The organism is Pseudomonas sp. NFACC45 (assembly GCF_900113505.1).
Taxonomy (GTDB): domain Bacteria; phylum Pseudomonadota; class Gammaproteobacteria; order Pseudomonadales; family Pseudomonadaceae; genus Aquipseudomonas; species Aquipseudomonas tehranensis.
On record NZ_FOPO01000002.1, the window covers coordinates 489,247 to 506,880 of the forward strand.

Here is a 17,634-nt window from a genome sequence, read left to right on the forward strand (position 1 = left end):
AAGGGACAGGCCATTGGCAACCTCAAGGCGCCGGGTTCACCTGCACCACGGCAATCAACTGAGGATCGGTCACGGCAGCCTTGCCGCGCTTTTTGCGTTTATTGATCAGCGGCGGGCATTTGTTTTCGTTGTGCCAGGTCATCTGGCAATCGAGGCAGTAGTGACATTCGTTGGCGTTGATCCGGCCATCGGGGTGAATCGCCTGGATCTCGCATTCCTTGGCGCACAGCTGGCAGGGGTTGCCGCATTCCTTGCGGCGCTTGAGCCAATCGAACAGCCGCAGCCGGGTCGGCATCGCCAGGGCGGCCCCCAGCGGGCAGATGTAGCGGCAATAGACTTTGCGGGTGAACAGGTTGATCACCAGCAGGCCCGCTGCGTAGGCGACGAACCACCACTGACGGTCGAACCTGAGGGTGATGGCGGTCTTGAAGGGTTCCACTTCGGCCAACCGCTCGGCGCTGGACATTGACTCCAGCGAGACGCCGAACAGCACCAGCAAAATGATGTATTTGATAGCCCAGAGTCGCTCGTGGGCGGCGAACGGCAGCTCGTACTGTGGCACTTTCAACTTGCGCGCCAGCTCGTTGAGCAACTCCTGCATCGCACCGAACGGACACAACCACCCGCAGAACACCCCGCGCCCCCACAACAGAATGCTGGCGGCGGTGAACACCCAGAGGATGAAAATCAGCGGATCGGTGAGGAACAGTTCCCAGCGGAAATCTTCGAACAGCGCATGCACAAAGGTCAGTACATTGACCACCGATAACTGTGCCAAGGCATACCCACCGAGGAACACCACAGTGAACATCAGGTAGCCACGGCGGACCCAGTGCAACAGTTTCGGCCGTCGGGCCAGCGCATCTTGCAGGAACAGGATCGCCGTGAGCACCAACAGGGCCACCCCAAGTACCGTGATCTCGACGCTTTTTTGGTACCAGAGGGTCAGCCACATCGGCCGGCTGGCTTCTTCAGCCGCCGCCAGTTGTTCAGCGGTCGGCAATGGCCGTTCCAGATACGGCTCGGGCAATTGATAACCGAGCTCGAAACTGCTGAAGATGCCGCTGACAGGACCGGTCTGGCGACGCACCAGCAGTTCCAGGCTCCAGGGCGAGCCCGGATCGAAACGGTGGGAGGCACGGACGATGAACACCGCCATTTCGTCGAACTCAGGCATGTCCGCGGCCGCCACGTCGTCCAGGCGCTGGAAGTCCAGGTCGCGAAAGCTGATGGCGTCGCCGAACTGGCGCACCTGCACGCGATCGAAAATGCCGCCGCGCACATACCCCGAACCCTTGAAGGAATAGCGCCCGCTGCCCATCACCGCGATGGCCTGCTCGCCGGGTTTGAGCTCGGCCATCAACCTGCGGTATTGCGCCTCGCCCAGTAGGTTGCGGCCGATGGTGGGCGGGTTCAGGTGAGTGACGTACAGGTCAATGAACGTGTCGTCCGCTTGTTCGGCGCTGGCGGCTTCGACGCCCTCGGCCTCGGTCCCCTTGAAGGAAGCATCGGCCTGGCCGCGCGTCAGGTGCAGGCGACGCACCGCGCCGTTGCCGGTCAAGGTTTTCCAGTCGGCGGGCTCGTAGAGGTCATCGCGCACGCGTGCCGGCGCCACTGCCAACCCCGCGTCCCCCTTGACCAGCTCCAGGGAAACCGCGACATCGTGAGCGGCGCGCATGATGACTTCATTGACCACCATCGCCGTCACAGTGGCGCCGGCAATTGCATCCACCGTCACCGCGTTCGGGTCGCTGGAATGCCCCACCACCACCCGTTGATTGACCTGGATGCCGCTGTAGCGGGCACTGAACGCGTGGAGTTTTTCTTCGGCAATCCCGATCAGTAGAATCGGTTCGTGGTGCTCAAGCACAAAAGCGTCGAGGATCACACCGGTCGGATCAAGGATCACCTGGACGTTGATGGGTTTGCCCGAGTAAGCGGGAATGTCCACCACATCCAAGCTCTGGAACACATAGCCCACGACCTTGCCGGCAGCGGACAGTTTGCGAACTTTGTAAGGACCTTCGGACTCGGAGATTGAGTCGGTCTGGCTCAGAACATGGTGGATGCGCTGTTGCTGGATATCACCGTAGTCTTTGGCCTGGGCGAGGCCCGCGAGCAAAAGCAGTAGAACGCACAGGCCATACAGCCAGAATCGGGACGGGGGCAACGTTGCAAAAGGAGGGGTCATGGACGCCAGGTCTTGAAGACAGGATCTTGGCGCTGATGGTAGGGGGCGCCCCCCTGCCCCGCCCTTGATTGAAATCAACTTGCAAGAATTTGCCCCGCCACACCAAAGGAACGCTCCATGCCCCAACGCTTCGCTTCCCCGTCTGAAAACACCGGCTTCGTCCGGGTGCGGGGTGCTCGGGAACACAACCTCAAGAATGTCGATGTCGACATCCCCCGCGATGCCCTGGTGGTATTCACCGGCGTGTCGGGGTCGGGCAAGTCATCGCTGGCCTTTTCCACGCTTTATGCCGAAGCCCAGCGCCGTTACTTCGAGTCGGTTGCGCCTTATGCCCGGCGCCTGATCGATCAGGTGGGAGTGCCGGACGTGGACAGCATCGAAGGCCTGCCGCCGGCGGTGGCCTTGCAGCAACAACGCGGCACGCCCAGCGCACGATCCTCGGTGGGTAGCGTCACCACGTTGTCGAGCCTGATCCGCATGCTCTACTCCCGGGCCGGTAGCTACCCGGCCGACCAACCCATGCTCTACGCCGAGGATTTCTCGCCCAACACCCCACAGGGCGCCTGCCAGCAATGCCATGGCCTGGGTCGGATCTATGAAGTGACCGAAGCGTCCATGGTGCCGGACCCTTCGCTGACCATCCGCGAGCGCGCCGTAGCGGCCTGGCCCATGGCCTGGCAAGGCCAGAACCTGCGGGACATTCTGGTAACCCTGGGTTATGACGTCGACGTTCCTTGGCGCGACCTGCCGAAAAAGCAGCGTGACTGGATTCTATTCACTGAAGAAACCCCCACCGTCCCGGTGTACGCCGGGCTCACCCCAGCCCAGACCCGCGCCGCCCTCAAGCGCAAACTCGAGCCCAGCTATCAGGGCACGTTCAGCGGCGTCCGACGCTACCTGTTGCACACGTTCATGCACTCCCAAAGCGCTCAGATGCGCAAACGCGTGGCGCAATACATGCGCGCCAGCCCTTGCCCGGTGTGCGAGGGTAAACGCCTCAAGCGCCAGGCACTGACGGTGACTTTTGCCGGTCTGGATATCGCCGAACTGTCCCACCTGCCGTTGCTGGAACTGGCCGAGGTGCTCAAGGGCGTTGCCGCCCCCGATTATCTGGCGCAAGCCGAGGAACCGGGAACAACCCTGACCCACCAGCAAACCCGCGAGGCCCGCGAGCAACGCGCGGCCCGGGGCGAAAATCCCCACGCCGGCGGGCCTGATGCGCGCCACACCCACAATCTTTCCCTGGAAAAACGCCTGGCCGCGCAACGCATCGCCACTGAATTGCTGGAGCGCATCGTCACCCTGATCGACCTGGGCCTCGGCTACCTGGCCCTGGAGCGCAGCACGCCGACGCTGTCGTCCGGCGAGCTGCAACGCCTGCGCCTGGCAACCCAGCTCAACTCCCAGTTGTTCGGGGTGATCTATGTGCTGGACGAACCCTCCGCCGGCCTGCACCCGGCCGACAGCGAAGCGCTGTTCCAGGCCCTGCAACGCCTCAAGGCTTCGGGTAACTCCGTATTTGTGGTCGAACACGACCTGGACACCATGCGCCGCGCCGACTGGCTCATTGACGTGGGGCCCGATGCAGGCGAACAAGGCGGAAAGATCCTCTACAGCGGCCCGCCGGCGGGCCTCAGTCAGGTGCCTGAGTCACGCACTCGCGCCTACCTGTTTGCCCAAGACACCGCTGCTGGGCGTATGCCTCGAACACCCAAGCACTGGTTGCGCCTGGAAGGCATCACCCGCAACAATCTCGACAACCTCAGCGCCGCCTTTCCCCTGGGTTGCTTCAGCGCCGTGACCGGCATTTCCGGTTCGGGGAAATCCAGCCTCGTCAGCCAGGCCCTGCTGGACCTGGTGGGCAGCCATCTGGGCCAGGCCAGCCACAACGCCGAAGCCGACGAACACAGCCTGGAAGATGAACCGCTGCAAACCAGCGGCGGGCACGTTACAGCCGGGCTCGAGGCGGTCAAGCGGCTGGTCCAGGTGGACCAGAAACCCATCGGCCGCACCCCGCGCTCCAACCTCGCCACTTACACCGGGCTGTTCGATCACGTACGTAAATTGTTCGCCGCCACGCCCCAGGCGCAGGAACTGGGTTTCGATGCCGGACAGTTCTCCTTCAACGTCGCCAAAGGCCGTTGCGAAACCTGCGAGGGCGAGGGTTTCGTCAGCGTCGAGCTGCTGTTCATGCCCAGCGTGTATGCGCCCTGCCCCACGTGCCACGGGGATCGCTACAACCCCCAGACCCTTGAAGTGAACTGGCAGGGGCTGAACATCGCTCAGGTGTTGCAACTGACCGTGAACCAGGCACTTGAGGTGTTTGCCGAGCAGGCGTCGGCGAAGCGCTCACTGAAAGTGCTGCAGGATATCGGGCTGGGTTATCTGCGCCTGGGCCAACCGGCCACGGAACTGTCCGGCGGCGAGGCCCAGCGCATCAAACTGGCAACCGAGCTGCAGCGCAAAGCCCGGGGCGCCACTTTGTACGTGCTGGATGAGCCAACCAACGGCTTGCATCCCCAGGACGTGGATCGCTTGCTGGTGCAATTGAATCGCCTGGTGGATGAAGGCCACAGCGTGGTGGTGGTGGAACATGACATGCGCGTGGTGGCGCAGAGTGATTGGGTCATCGACATCGGCCCGGGCGCTGGGAACCAGGGCGGAAAAGTCGTGGTATGCGGGCCTCCGGCGCAGGTGGCCGAGTGTCGAGAGAGCCGAACGGCGGTGTTTCTGCGCAGGGTGCTACAGCCCGACGGTTGAAGGGCAATCACTGTGGCGAGGGGATTTATCCCCGCTGGCTGCGCAGCCGCGCAGCCCGGCGGGAACAGCCAGCGCTCGTCATAACGTCAAACCGTACGCGAATACTGAACCGCCTGACCTGTCTCCAGATACGCATCGAACGCCATGGCCACGTTGCGCATCATCAATTGGCCCTGGGGCAGCAGCACCAGCGAGTCGGGGTGGATCTCCAGCAGGCCGTCGCGCACCAGTTCCTCAAGCCGGACCAGGGCATCGGCAAAGTACTCGTTGAAACCCACACCGTGACTGATCTGAATCTGGTTGAAATCGATCCGCCCATGGCACATCAACTCGCTGATGACCTCGCGGCGCAACCGATCATCGTCGCTCAGGCGATAGCCCCGCTGCACCGGCAGCAGGCCTTGATCCAGGCGAGCGTAGTACTGGGAAAGCTCCTTGACGTTCTGACCATAGCTGTCACCGACCTTCCCGATCGAAGACACGCCCAGGCCGATCAAATCGCAATCGGCATGGGTGGAATAGCCCTGGAAGTTACGTTGCAGCGAGCCCTGGGCCCGAGCGCGCACCAACTCGTCGTCCGGCAAGGCGAAATGGTCCATGCCGATGTAGACATAACCGGCTTCGGTCAGACGATTGATGGTCAACTCCAGCAACTCCAGCTTGCGCTCCGGCGGCGGCATGTCTTCGGGCCGGATCATCCGTTGCGCCCGCACCCGTTGCGGCAGATGCGCATAGCTGTAGGCGGCGATCCGGTCGGGACGCAGGGCGATGATCTTGCTCAGGGTCACATCGAAACTGGCGATGGTTTGCAGCGGCAGACCGTAAATCAAATCGACGCTGACCGACTTGAAACGCGCCAAACGGGCAGCCTCCACCAACTCGACCACCTGGGCCTCGCTCTGCACCCGATTGACCGCGGCCTGCACCTGGGCATCGAAATCCTGGACGCCGAAGCTCAGGCGATTGAACCCCAGTTGGCGCAGCCCCTGGATCTGTTGCGCGCCGATGGTCCGCGGATCGACCTCGATGGAAAACTCATGGGCGTCACTGTCGTCCATGTCGAACGACTGATGCAGACACTCCATCAGCTCGGCCAGTTGCTCATGGGTCAGATAGGTCGGTGTGCCACCGCCCAGGTGCAGTTGCGTCAGTTTGCGCGAGCGGTCGAACAACGCCGCCTGCAGGCCGATCTCACGCTTGAGGTAAGTCAGGTATTCAGCGGCGCGATGAGTCTTGCGGGTAATAATCTTGTTGCACGCGCAGTAGTAGCAAAGGCTCTGGCAGAACGGAATATGGATGTAGACCGACAGCGGCTTGGGTACCGGCGCCTGGTTGCTCAGCTCGGCGGCCTGGCGGTACTCATCCATGGCAAAGGCCTGATGAAACTGCGGGGCGGTCGGATAGGAGGTGTAGCGCGGTCCCGGACGGTCGTACTTCTCGACCAGGGCGCGATTGAAAGCGGATACAGCATTCATGATGGGGTCAACCTGTCAAAGGGGCCGGTCAAAATGCCTGCGTCGTCGGGAGCTGGATCAAACAGATTGCAGATCGCATCCACACTCAGGCGCCCGGCGGGCAAGATGCCGATAAAACGGCTGGTCAATTCGATCAAACCCTGGCTGCGCAACGCCTCCAGCTGCGGCCAGATGGACGCGAAATAGTCGCGCAACACCAGCCCGAAACGCGCTTCGATGGCCGGGATATCCAGCTCCAGATCGCAGGCAAGTTGCTCGGTCACTGCGGCCCTGAGCAGGTCCTGCGCTTCACAGCGCCAGCCGCGCGACACCGGCAACTGCCCGGCGTCCAGTTGCTGGCAGTACTCAAGCAGGTCATCGGTGTTCTGCACGTACAAGTGTTCGATCTGGGTGATGGCCGCCAGACCGAAACCCAAGTGGTCACAGCAACCGCGCCGGGTGAAACCCTGGCAATTGCGATGCAGGCGCCCGTGCTCTTGGGCGACGGCCAGGTCATCGTCTGCCCTGACGAACTGCCCCAGCCCGATGTAGTGATACCCCGCCCCGGTCAGTTGCTCACAGCAGATCCGGCGCATGGTGTCTGTATCGGCCTGGCTGCTGAAGGCTCCCGCCTGCTGGTGTTTTTTCGAACGATAGCGATATGGCGCATGGGCGTAGTCGAACACGTGCAGTCGGTCTGGCTCCAGCTCGATCAGCGTGGCCAGTTTGCGCGCGAAGCTATGGGGCGTTTGCCAGGCATGACCATAACCGAGGTCGATGTTGATGGAGCGGAAGCCAAAGGTTCTCGCGGCATCGATCAGCGAATGAATCGGTGCGGGGTTCTGATAGCAATCAACGGATAAATCGCTGTCCAGGCCAATGTCCGGCACACCGATGCTCACATGGGTGAACCCCTGGTCGCGAATCAGCCCCATGGTGGACCAGTCGGTGTGATGCAGGTCGACCTCGATGCTGTGTTCGGCGCTGTCGTATTCACCGAACTCGAAACGCTTGCGCAGGTCATCCATCAGCCGCTGCAAATGGGCGATCACCGGCGTGCCGCCGGTCAGGCAAAACGCCTCGACCCGACGTCCTGTGCCCAAGTGACAACCGACCAGGCCGATTTCATAGGTCAGGTGTTGCAGGTAGCCCTCGATCTCGCCACACCGACACACGCTCGCCAGGGGCGAACACGATGACAAACGCAAACGCGAAGGCAGATGCACCGCCAGGGACAGCGGCCGCCGTTTATGGCGGCTGTCGCGCAACTCCCGGAGCAAATCCAGCGAGCCAATGCCCGTATGGAATTTACGCGTACCGACCGGGCAATCGACATCAGCCACCGCCGGGATACGCTGCGGGGGGCTATCGCCGAGGGTGTGGAACAGGTCGAACATGACAATCTCCGAGTGGCTGCGCAGGCACAGTGTCGGACTTAACCTGGTGGGGCGCCTTGACCTGTATCAAGCGCCTTGGATACCGGCCGCAACGGCTCACCAGGTCAGGTAAAACATACCCTTGGCCAACAGCACGATCGCCACCAGATGGATAAACACACTGGTATGGATGATCCGCACGTAACGGGTATTCATGCGCCCGCTTCTGAACAGCCACATGGCCCACAGAAAATGCCCCAGCACACTGCCCGCCAACACAATCTTGAGCCCCAGCAGCAAGCCGAACGAGGACGCCAGCGGCGCCGATAGCACCGGCCAATAGCGCAACCAGACCATGGCAGCGCCGGCACCGAACAGCGTCAGCAACACCCAGGGCATCAACTGTCGGGCGCGCCGGCTGATGCCCTGCTCCACCAGCACCATGACTTTGGCGGGCAGCTGTTTGCGGATGCTCTCCAGGAACAACACCTCAAAGAACACCGTGCCAATGAAAACCAGCGCGGCAAACAGGTGCAAGGTCAGAAACAGCGGGTAACTCATGGACGCCTCGGTCGCCCTTGATCATCGGGCGATGGTTTATTCGAGATTATCCCGTGGCGTCGGATTGGGGGTTGATGCCAATCAAGGAAACCCGAAACCCGATACCGCATCTGTGGGAGCGAGCCTGCTCGCGATAGCGTCGGTTCAGCTTGCATCCCATCGACTGACAAACCGCTATCGCGAGCAGGCTCGCTCCCACAAGGGTTGCGCGGACCCAAAAGCGTCAACAGAACGTTACCTTTTCCTGAAACCGTTCCTACCGCTGATCAGCTAGTTCTTTTTTTTGACGCTTTGCCGATATGCGGTCACAACTTTCGCGCTCCTGCGGGTCATAACACGGTGGCCGCCGATGGAATATTGGCTTCTACCGTGGTTCCAGCCCGATACGGAGATAAGCTCATGATTTTCAACGTACAAAATTTTGGCGCCAAAGGAGATGGCATCACCGACGACACGGCGGCGATACAAAGTGCCATTGATGCGGCGGCTGCCGCAGGCGGCGGGCAGGTGTACATGCCGACCGGGACCTACATCGTTTCGGCCGGCGAGGAACCCTCCGACGGCTGCCTGATGCTCAAGAGCAACGTCTATTTGTACGGCGACGGCATGGGCGAAACCACCGTCAAGGTGGCCGACGGCTCCGACACCAAGATCACCGGCATCATCCGCTCGGCCTACGGTGAAGAAACCCATGATTTCGGCGTCAGCCACCTCACCATCGACGGCAACCGCGACAACACCACAGGCAAGATCGACGGCTGGTTCAACGGCTACATTCCCGGCGAAGAAGGCTACGACTCCAACGTCACCCTCGACAGCGTCGAGATCAAGGATTGCTCCGGGTACGGCTTCGACCCCCACGAGCAGACCGTCAACATGGTCATCAAGAACAGCGTGTCCCACGGCAACGGCCTGGACGGTTTCGTTGCTGACTTCCTCAGCGACAGCACCTTTGAAAACAACGTCGCCTATGACAACGACCGCCACGGCTTCAACGTTGTCACCAGCACCCACGACTTCACCCTCACCAATAACGTTGCCTACAACAACGGCGGCAACGGCATCGTGGTGCAGCGCGGCAGCGAGGACATCCCCTCTCCCAGCAACATCACCATCACCGGCGGTGAGGTGTATGGCAACGGCGGTGAAGGAATACTGATCAAGCTGTCCAGCGACGTCACCGTCAGCGGCGTCGACATCCACGACAACGCCAGCGCCGGGATTCGCATCTACGGCAGCAACCACGTGGAAGTCATCGACAACACCCTCAACAACAACTCCCTGGGCAATCCGGTACCGGAAATCATCATCCAGTCCTACGACGACACCCTGGGCGTGTCCGGTCGCTACTTCAACGGCAGCGATAACCTTATCCAGGGCAACATCATCAGCGGCAGCGACCTGTCGACCTACGGTGTTGCCGAACGCAATGAAGACGGCACCGACCGCAATGCGATCATCGCCAACACCATCAGTCACACCAGCAAGGGCGCCACGCTGGTCTACGGCGACGGCAGCTATGTCAGTGCCACGGTACCGGTGACCACCGTACAAGGCACGCCCGGCAACGACACCCTGGTGGGCAGCAGCGCCAATGAGATTTTCTATGGCGGGGCCGGCAACGACACCATCAACGGTGGCGCGGGTGACGACATCCTGGTGGGTGGCGCGGGCATCGACAGACTGACTGGCGGCACCGGCGCCGACACGTTCCGCTTCGCCAGCCAGTCCGACAGTTACCGCAATGCCACCACCAGCTTCGACGACACCATCACCGATTTCGACGTCACCCAGGACAAGATCGACCTCGCGGGCCTGGGCTTCACCGGCCTGGGCAATGGCCGTGGCGGTACATTGCAGATCAGCTACAGCGCCAGCAGCGACCGCACCTACATCAAGGATTACGATGCCGACGCCAACGGCAATCGCTTCGAGCTGATTCTGTCGGGCAACCTGACCAGTACCCTGACCGCCAGCAACTTCATCTTCAATCGGGTGGTCACCGGCACCAGTGGCAGTGACTCGCTGATCGGCAGTGACTCGGCCGACACCCTGCTGGGCCTGGCGGGCAACGACAGCCTCAGTGGCGGCGCGGGCGACGACAAGCTCGACGGCGGCGCCGGCATGGACACCCTCACCGGTGGCACCGGGGCCGATACCTTTGTGTTTTCCAACCGCCTGGACAGCTACCGCAATTACAACACCGGCGGCGTCAACCTCGGCGACGTGATCACCGATTTCGATGTCAGCGCCGACAAGATCGATCTGTCGGCCATGGGTTTCACCGGCCTTGGCGACGGCAAGAACGACACCGTGTACGTGGTACTCAACAGCGCCGGGACCAAGACCTACATCAAATCCCTGACCGCTGACGCCAATGGCAACCGCTTCGAAGTGGCGCTGGAGGGCAATTACCTCAACACGCTGACCAGCGCCAATTTTGTCTTTGCCACTGCGTCGCCGACCAATCAGGCACCGGTGCTGGCTACGCCACTGCTGGACCAGAACGCGACCGAAAACACCCCGTTCAGCTACGTGGTACCGGCCACCAGTTTTACCGACCCGGACAACGACAGCCTCAGCTACACAGCCAGACTGGCTGACGGCAGCGCCCTGCCCAACTGGCTGGTCTTCGATGCCGCCACGCGTACCTTCAGCGGCACGCCAAGCGATACAGCATCGGGCACTTACTCCATTCAGGTCACGGCGACCGACGGCAGCAACGCCACCGTCAGCGACAGCTTTACCCTGGCGGTGCAGGACGTGCCCGCCGCGCCCATTGTGATCAATGGCACGCCGAACAACGACACGCTGACCGGTACCGCGGCCAACGAACAACTGTATGGCGGCGCCGGTAACGACACCCTCAATGGCGGGGCTGGCAACGACATTCTGGTAGGCGGCACCGGCGTGGACAAACTCACCGGCGGTGCGGGTGCCGACGTGTTTCGCTACACCTCAAAGCTCGACAGCTACCGCACCAGTTCCACCAGCGCCAGTGACCAGATCCTCGATTTCGACGTGGCCGCCGACAAGATCGATGTATCAGCCCTGGGCTACACCGGACTGGGCAATGGCCAGGGTGGCACGCTGCTGGTGACCTACAGCAGCTCGACCAACCGCACCTACCTCAAGGACCTCACGGTCGATGCCAACGGCAACCGTTTCGAAGTGTCGCTGGCGGGTAATCTGGTCAGCAGCCTGACCGCCAGTCATTTCGTCTTCGCCGACCAGAACACCCCCAGCAATGTGGCACCCGTGGTGGTTATCCCCTTGCTCGACCAGAACGCCACCGAAAGTACGCCGTTCAGCTACACCGTCACCTCCGACAGCTTCAGTGATGCCAACCAGGATGTACTGACCTACACCGCCACCCTGGCCGACGGCAGTGCCCTGCCCGCCTGGCTGACTTTCAATGCCAGCAATCTGACTTTCGCCGGCACGCCGACCAGCACTGCAGCAGGCAACTACAACGTACTGGTCAAGGCCACCGATCCGTCAGGTGCCTCGGTGAGCGACAGCTTCGCTTTGGCAGTGGCCGATGCGCCGGCCAATACCATCACCGGAACCCACAACGCCGAGTCCCTCACCGGCACCGCAGGCGCGGACTTGATCCTCGGCCTGGGCGGCAACGACACGATCAGGGCCGGCACTGGGGCGGACATTGTCGATGGTGGCGCCGGTCGCGACTCGTTGTACGGCGGCGACGGAGCCGACACCTTCCGCTACACCAACGTGCTCGACAGCTACCGCGACTACGACACCGGCGGCGTCACGGCCACGGACACGATCTATGACTTCACCGTGGGCGTCGACAAGATCGATGTTTCCGGCCTGGGCTATCTCGGCCTCGGCAATGGCAGCAACGGCACGCTGTACATGACCCTCAACTCGGCCGGCGACAAGACCTACATCAAATCCAGCGAAGCGGACGCCGACGGCAATCGTTTCGAAATCGCCCTCAGCGGTAACTACCTCAACACCCTGACCGCCGATGACTTCGTGTTCGGCGAGCGCGCCCAACAGGACATCCTCTACCTGCCGACCCTCGGCCAGTCCAATGCACGCCTGCTGCGCATGACCGAGGACGATGATCAGTCCGGTACGTCAATGCTGGTCAATGACCTGAGCAGGTACACCACCTATGACGTTCGCAGTCAGTTCGAGGATGCCGACGGCAATGGCATCGACATCGCGGTGGGTGGCAGTACAGTCAATGGCCTGTCGACCCTGGGCGCCGAAGAGCTCAAGTTGTGCTGGTGGCTGACCGACACCAACCAACCGGGGCCTGCGCTGTTGCGCGCCGTGGCGTTGCTGCAGGATCAGTTCGCCGAGCTCAGGGCCATCGACAACGTCACCCTGGGCATCGTTTGGGGCCAAGGCGAGGAAGCGGCCCAGGAGATCGCCCGTGCCTCCGACAAGGAAGCTGCGGCGGCAGCCTACAAGACCGCCACGCTGGCCGTGTTTGATTACCTGCACGCCCAGTTCGGCAGTTTCAACGTGTACCTGATGGAGACCGGGCACTACCAACAGGACGCGGCGCGTGCCCGTGGTTATTCGGAAGAAAAGATCGCTGACATTGTTGAAGGTGTCGGTTATGTCCGCGCCACCCAGGAGGCCATCGCCGCCGAGCGCGCGGACGTGAAACTGGCCGTGGACTACACCGATCTGCCCTTGCGCTACGAAGTCGATCCGCTGGTGTATCCCGACGACGTCTGGCACTTGCACGAGGAATCGGCGGAAATCGTCGGCCAGCGCCTGGCCGATTACATCGCCGACGACTTGGGTTTCCAGGGCAATCCCGATGACAACAACAGCGTGCAAGACATTTTCGACGACGCTCAGAACGAAGGCGGGATGATTTCCGGCACCGACCAGGACGACACGCTGGTGGGCAGCTCGGGCAATGACACGCTGGATGGCGACTTGGGCGCCGACACCCTGACCGGTGGCGATGGCAACGATATTTATGTGGTTGATAACGCGTTCGATACGGTGGTGGAAACCAATACCTCAACCGCACAGATCGACACAGTGCAGGCCTCGGTCAGTTGGACTTTGGGCGATAACCTGGAAAATCTGTTGCTCACCGGCGTATCGGACATCAACGGCACCGGCAATGAGCGGCGCAATTTCATCACCGGCAATGCCGCCAATAACGTACTCGATGGCGCCGCCGGCGCCGACAGCATGAGCGGGGGCGATGGCAACGACACCTATTATGTCGACAACACCGGCGACGCCGTTATCGAAACCAACAGCAACCCGGTGTCTGGCGGAATCGACAGCGTGCACAGCAGCCTGACGGCCTATACCCTCAGCAACAACGTCGAGAACCTGTACATCGATACCCCCGACGCCGCCAACGGCACCGGGAATGCGTTGGACAACATACTGTTTGCCGGGGCCGGCAACAACGTGCTGGACGGCCGCGACGGCAATGACACGGTGTCGTTTGAACGGGCCATGGCCGGTGTCACGGCCACCCTGTCCACCTCCGCGCAACAGAACACCGTGGGTTCGGGCCTCGACACCTTCAAGTATGTCGAGAACCTGACCGGCAGTGCCTACGCCGACAACCTGACAGGTAACAGCGGCGCCAACGTGCTCAACGGTGGGGCGGGCAACGATACGCTGGTGGGTGGCTCAGGCGATGACCGGTTGATCGGCGGCGCGGGCACCGACAGCCTGAGCGGCGGCACGGGCGCAGACACTTACGTCTTCGAGGCGCTGACTGACATGGGCGTCGGGGCGTTACGCGATGTCATCAGCGGTTTCAAGAGCACGGAGTTCGACCAACTGGACTTCACCGGATTGGACGCCAATCCGCTGACCGCCGACATCGACGCCTTCACCTTCATTGGCAGCAATGCCTTTGGCGCCGATGCCACCGGTCAACTGCGTTTTGCCGATGGCATCCTCTACGGCAGTGTCGATGCCGACGCCAGTGCCGAGTTCGAATTCGAACTGGTGGGGGTCAAGGAGCTGCATGCCAGCGACTTCACGGCCTGACGGGAGCAGGCAGATCTATCAACCATCAGGGACCGGGACTCTGGCGGAAACTCACCGCCAGCCGGTTCCAGCTGTTGATGGTGCTGATCGCCAGCGTGAGGTCGACCAACTCCTCCTCGCTGAACACGGCGCGGGCCTGGGCAAAGACCTCATCCGGCACCTGGCTGTCGGCTAACAGCGTTACCGCCTCGGTCCAGGCCAGGGCGGCGCATTCGCGGGGGCTGAAAAAACCACTGTCGCGCCACACTGCCACGGCGAACAGGCGCCGCTCGCTCTCGCCCAGGCGGCGCGCATCCACCGAGTGCATGTCGGTGCAGAACGCACAGCCGTTCAGCTGCGAGGCACGGATCTTGATCAGATGCACAAGTCCCGGTTCTATACTCAGGCGACTGCTTAGCGCTTCAAGGCCAATCATGGCTTTCATCGCCCTTGGGGACGCACTGTAGTAATCCAGACGCTGGCTCATGGCGAACTCCGTGATGATCTGTACCTGCACGGTAGGACGTGAGCAGGCTGCGCGACAGATCCAATCGGTCGAAAAACACCGGACCATTTCCCAGCCAGGCCAATTGGCGCGATTTTCTTCACGCAACTTCGTTGCATTCGCACAATGCGGTTAATCTTGCGCCTTTGAGGGCTGGCGCCAAACAATCGCTCAGGAGCGCGCGGGTATGGAACTTCATGTTGTCATCAACGGCCGCAAGGACCTGGCGGGCCAGTTGTATCAACAACTGCGCAGCGCCATCGAAAGTGGGCGCCTGGCCGCCGGCACGCAACTGCCGCCCAGCCGCTTGCTCGCTGAACAGTTGGGCGTCTCGCGCAAGACCGTGTCCGACACCTACACCCAACTGACCTACGAAAACTTTCTCACCGGTATCATTGGCAGAGGCACCTACGTCAATGCCCGCCCGGCCCCAATCGTGCGCAAACAAAGCCACCGCGAGCTGGCCGGTGCCGATGTCGTCGAGACCTGGCGCAACATGCCGGACCTGATGCGCCATCCCACCCTTGAAGGTGCGCTGCGTTACGACTTCATCGGCGGTGCCACCGGCAAGGGTCAGTTTCCCCTGGACGACTGGCGGCGTTGCACCGCTCACGCCTTGCGCCAGATCGCCAGCGCCAAGGGCTTCTACAGCCAGCCCGAGGGCTTGCCGGCGCTGCGCAATGCCATTGCCCGGCATATTGCATTTTCCCGTGGGGTCAATTGTCAGGACGATGACGTGGTGGTGTGCAATGGCGCGCAACAGGCCCTGGACCTGATCTCGCGGGTCTTGACCCGGTCGGGCAGCCTGGTGGCCATGGAGGACCCGGGTTATCCGCCGGCGCGCCTGCTGTTTGGCTCCCACGGCGCCACGGTGGCCGGGATACCGGTGGATGACCAGGGTATGCGGGTAGACCTCATACCCGACGGCACGAGCCTGATTTATGTGACGCCGTCCCACCAGTTTCCCTTGGGCATGCCCATGAGCCAGGCCCGCCGCGAGGCCTTGCTGGCGCGGGCCTACGCGTTGGGGGCAATCATCATCGAGGATGATTACGACAGCGAATTCCGTTACGAAGGCCGGCCTGCCGACTCACTGCAAAGCCTGGACGAACGCGGGATCGTGGCCTACGTCGGCACCTTCTCGAAAACGCTGTTGCCGGAGCTGCGCCTCGGTTACGCGATCCTGCCACCGGCGATTCTCGAAGCGGTGATCCTGGCCAAGCGCCTCACCGATCAACACACCTCCACCCTGCCCCAGTGGGCACTGGCCAAGTTCATTGCCGAGGGCTGCCTGCTCAAGCACATCCGCCGCTGCCACACGCTGTATGCCGGGCGCCGCGAGCGAATCCTGGCGCGCATGGCCGGGGACCTGTCGCCCTGGTTCGAGGCGGTTCCCACAACCGCAGGCTTCCACCTGGCCGTGCTGTGCAAGGTGCCCATCGACCTGGCGCTGGTGATCGAGCTGGCGAGAAAAGCCGAAGTCGGGCTGTACAGCCTCGACGGCTTTTTCAATGAGGCTGCGGTGCGTCCCGGCCTGTTCCTGGGTTTCGGCGCCATTGACACCCTGGACATCGACATCGCCCTGGACCGCTTGCGAGACATTTTGCAGCAGGTCACTTGAGCCATTGGACTGGGCATTTATCCGCCCATTGGCTGTTTTAGCCTCGCCATTACAGGCCTATCCTGCTGGGGTCTCGTTGATGTCGAGCCAAATCCCGTCCGACTTGATTCAGGAGCCAGAACCATGACTCGCCAGGTGATCAATACCGTACAGGTCCAAGCCGCCGCTGGTCGCTCGGAAGAACTGGGCCGCCAGTTGCAGAAAATCGTCGAAACCCTGCGCGCGCAGCCTGGGTGCGATGCCTACATGGTTGACCGTTGCCCGGACGACGGTGACCGCTGGACCGTCAGCGCTCGCTGGCAATCGGAAGCGGCGATGCAAGCCCATTTCAACTGCCCTGAAGTGCAAGGTTTTATCGGCCTGATCGACAACCATCTGGCCCGAAGCGTGGATTTCAACCGCTGACACCCACGCCCGTAGGAGCTGTCGAGTGCAACGAGGCTGCGATCTTTTCCCAGCCACTTGAGTCTCAAGCGAAAGATCAAAAGATCGCAGCCTCGTTGCACTCGACAGCTCCTACAAGGGGCCCCCTTCAACATTGGGTGGAGCGCGGTATTGGTCTACCCGCCTTCTTAAAGATTGGACGTTTGTTTGCACCACCGTGGGGCTTAGGGTGAATCCATCGTCGCGCCAGCGCGAAATCACTCAAACCCACGAAGGTCATTCCCATGAAAATCCTCTGCCTGATCGCCACCCTCAGTCTGCTGCCCCTGGCCCCGGTCTATGCCCACGAAACCGCGCCTTCGGAAAAGGTCAACGTATTGCAGGAAAAGATGCTGAAGAACCTGCCGGGTAAAAAAGCCATGATGCTGACGGTCGACTACGCCCCCGGCCAGTCGTCCGTTGCCCACAAACATGAAGGAACGGCCATGGCCTATGTGCTGGAAGGCGCCATCACCTCCCAGGTCAAAGGCGAGCCGGCGAGGACCTACAAGGCCGGGGAGTTCTGGTACGAAGCAGCGGGTTCCGAGCACTTGGTTTCAAAAAACGCCAGCTCGACCGAACCGGCGAAATTGCTGGTGTTCATGGTGATGGGTGAACATGAGGCGGTGTTGATTCCGCTGAAGAACTAACCAATCGCACCACAGTTCCCCTGTGGGAGCGGGCTTGCTCGCGAAGGCGGTGCTCCAGTCAAAATTTTGTTGGCTGACACACCGCTTTCGCGAGCAAGCCCG

10 protein-coding genes are annotated in these 17,634 nt (G+C 61.7%); 5 read left to right on the plus strand and 5 right to left on the minus strand.

All coding sequences use genetic code 11. From position 1 onward, the window contains the following. Positions 1 to 22: 22 nt before the first annotated feature. On the minus strand, positions 23 to 2,191 hold the full coding sequence (gene nosR, locus BM132_RS05080) for a transcriptional regulator NosR (RefSeq protein WP_092453751.1): 2,169 nt from the start codon (positions 2,189 to 2,191) through the stop codon (positions 23 to 25). A 117-nt stretch (positions 2,192 to 2,308) separates the two neighbouring features. Between nosR and BM132_RS05085 the strand changes: the two genes are divergently transcribed. Next, entirely contained in the window at positions 2,309 to 4,951 is a 2,643-nt protein-coding gene (locus tag BM132_RS05085; RefSeq protein ID WP_092453753.1) for an excinuclease ABC subunit UvrA, read from the plus strand. A gap of 86 nt (positions 4,952 to 5,037) precedes the next feature. Here the strand turns inward: BM132_RS05085 and hemN are convergent, their stop codons facing one another. The 3 genes from hemN to BM132_RS05100 all read right to left on the minus strand — a co-directional run bounded on the left by hemN (position 5,038) and on the right by BM132_RS05100 (position 8,342). Further along, positions 5,038 to 6,426 carry an oxygen-independent coproporphyrinogen III oxidase gene (gene hemN / locus BM132_RS05090; RefSeq protein ID WP_092453755.1) on the minus strand — a complete coding sequence of 463 codons (1,389 nt, stop codon included), beginning with the start codon at positions 6,424 to 6,426 and terminating at the stop codon, positions 5,038 to 5,040. Next, positions 6,423 to 7,802: an oxygen-independent coproporphyrinogen III oxidase gene (locus BM132_RS05095; RefSeq protein WP_092453757.1), complete on the minus strand. Its 1,380-nt coding sequence runs from the start codon at positions 7,800 to 7,802 to the stop codon at positions 6,423 to 6,425. Before BM132_RS05095 ends, hemN begins: the two co-directional genes overlap by 4 nt. 96 nt (positions 7,803 to 7,898) lie before the next feature. Then, positions 7,899 to 8,342 carry a CopD family copper resistance protein gene (locus tag BM132_RS05100; RefSeq protein ID WP_092453759.1) on the minus strand — a complete coding sequence of 148 codons (444 nt, stop codon included), beginning with the start codon at positions 8,340 to 8,342 and terminating at the stop codon, positions 7,899 to 7,901. A 399-nt stretch (positions 8,343 to 8,741) separates the two neighbouring features. Here BM132_RS05100 and BM132_RS05105 point away from each other — a divergent pair, with 399 nt between their 5' ends. Then, complete coding sequence (locus BM132_RS05105; RefSeq protein WP_092453761.1) at positions 8,742 to 14,354, plus strand: putative Ig domain-containing protein; 5,613 nt, start codon at positions 8,742 to 8,744, stop codon at positions 14,352 to 14,354. Positions 14,355 to 14,379: 25 nt separating this feature from the next. On the opposite strand, the gene BM132_RS05110 is transcribed toward BM132_RS05105, so the two are convergent. Beyond that, positions 14,380 to 14,820 carry a carboxymuconolactone decarboxylase family protein gene (locus BM132_RS05110; RefSeq protein WP_092398500.1) on the minus strand — a complete coding sequence of 147 codons (441 nt, stop codon included), beginning with the start codon at positions 14,818 to 14,820 and terminating at the stop codon, positions 14,380 to 14,382. 205 nt (positions 14,821 to 15,025) lie between these two features. Here BM132_RS05110 and BM132_RS05115 point away from each other — a divergent pair, with 205 nt between their 5' ends. The 3 genes from BM132_RS05115 (at position 15,026) to BM132_RS05125 (ending at position 17,532) form a co-directional block, all read left to right on the plus strand. After that, positions 15,026 to 16,459 (plus strand): MocR-like pyridoxine biosynthesis transcription factor PdxR, encoded by a 1,434-nt coding sequence (locus tag BM132_RS05115; RefSeq protein WP_092398502.1) that lies wholly within the window; start codon positions 15,026 to 15,028, stop codon positions 16,457 to 16,459. Positions 16,460 to 16,582: 123 nt separating this feature from the next. Then, entirely contained in the window at positions 16,583 to 16,864 is a 282-nt protein-coding gene (locus BM132_RS05120; RefSeq protein ID WP_092453763.1) for a putative quinol monooxygenase, read from the plus strand. A gap of 263 nt (positions 16,865 to 17,127) precedes the next feature. Beyond that, complete coding sequence (locus tag BM132_RS05125) at positions 17,128 to 17,532, plus strand: cupin domain-containing protein (protein ID WP_092453765.1); 405 nt, start codon at positions 17,128 to 17,130, stop codon at positions 17,530 to 17,532. Positions 17,533 to 17,634 lie beyond the last annotated feature (102 nt).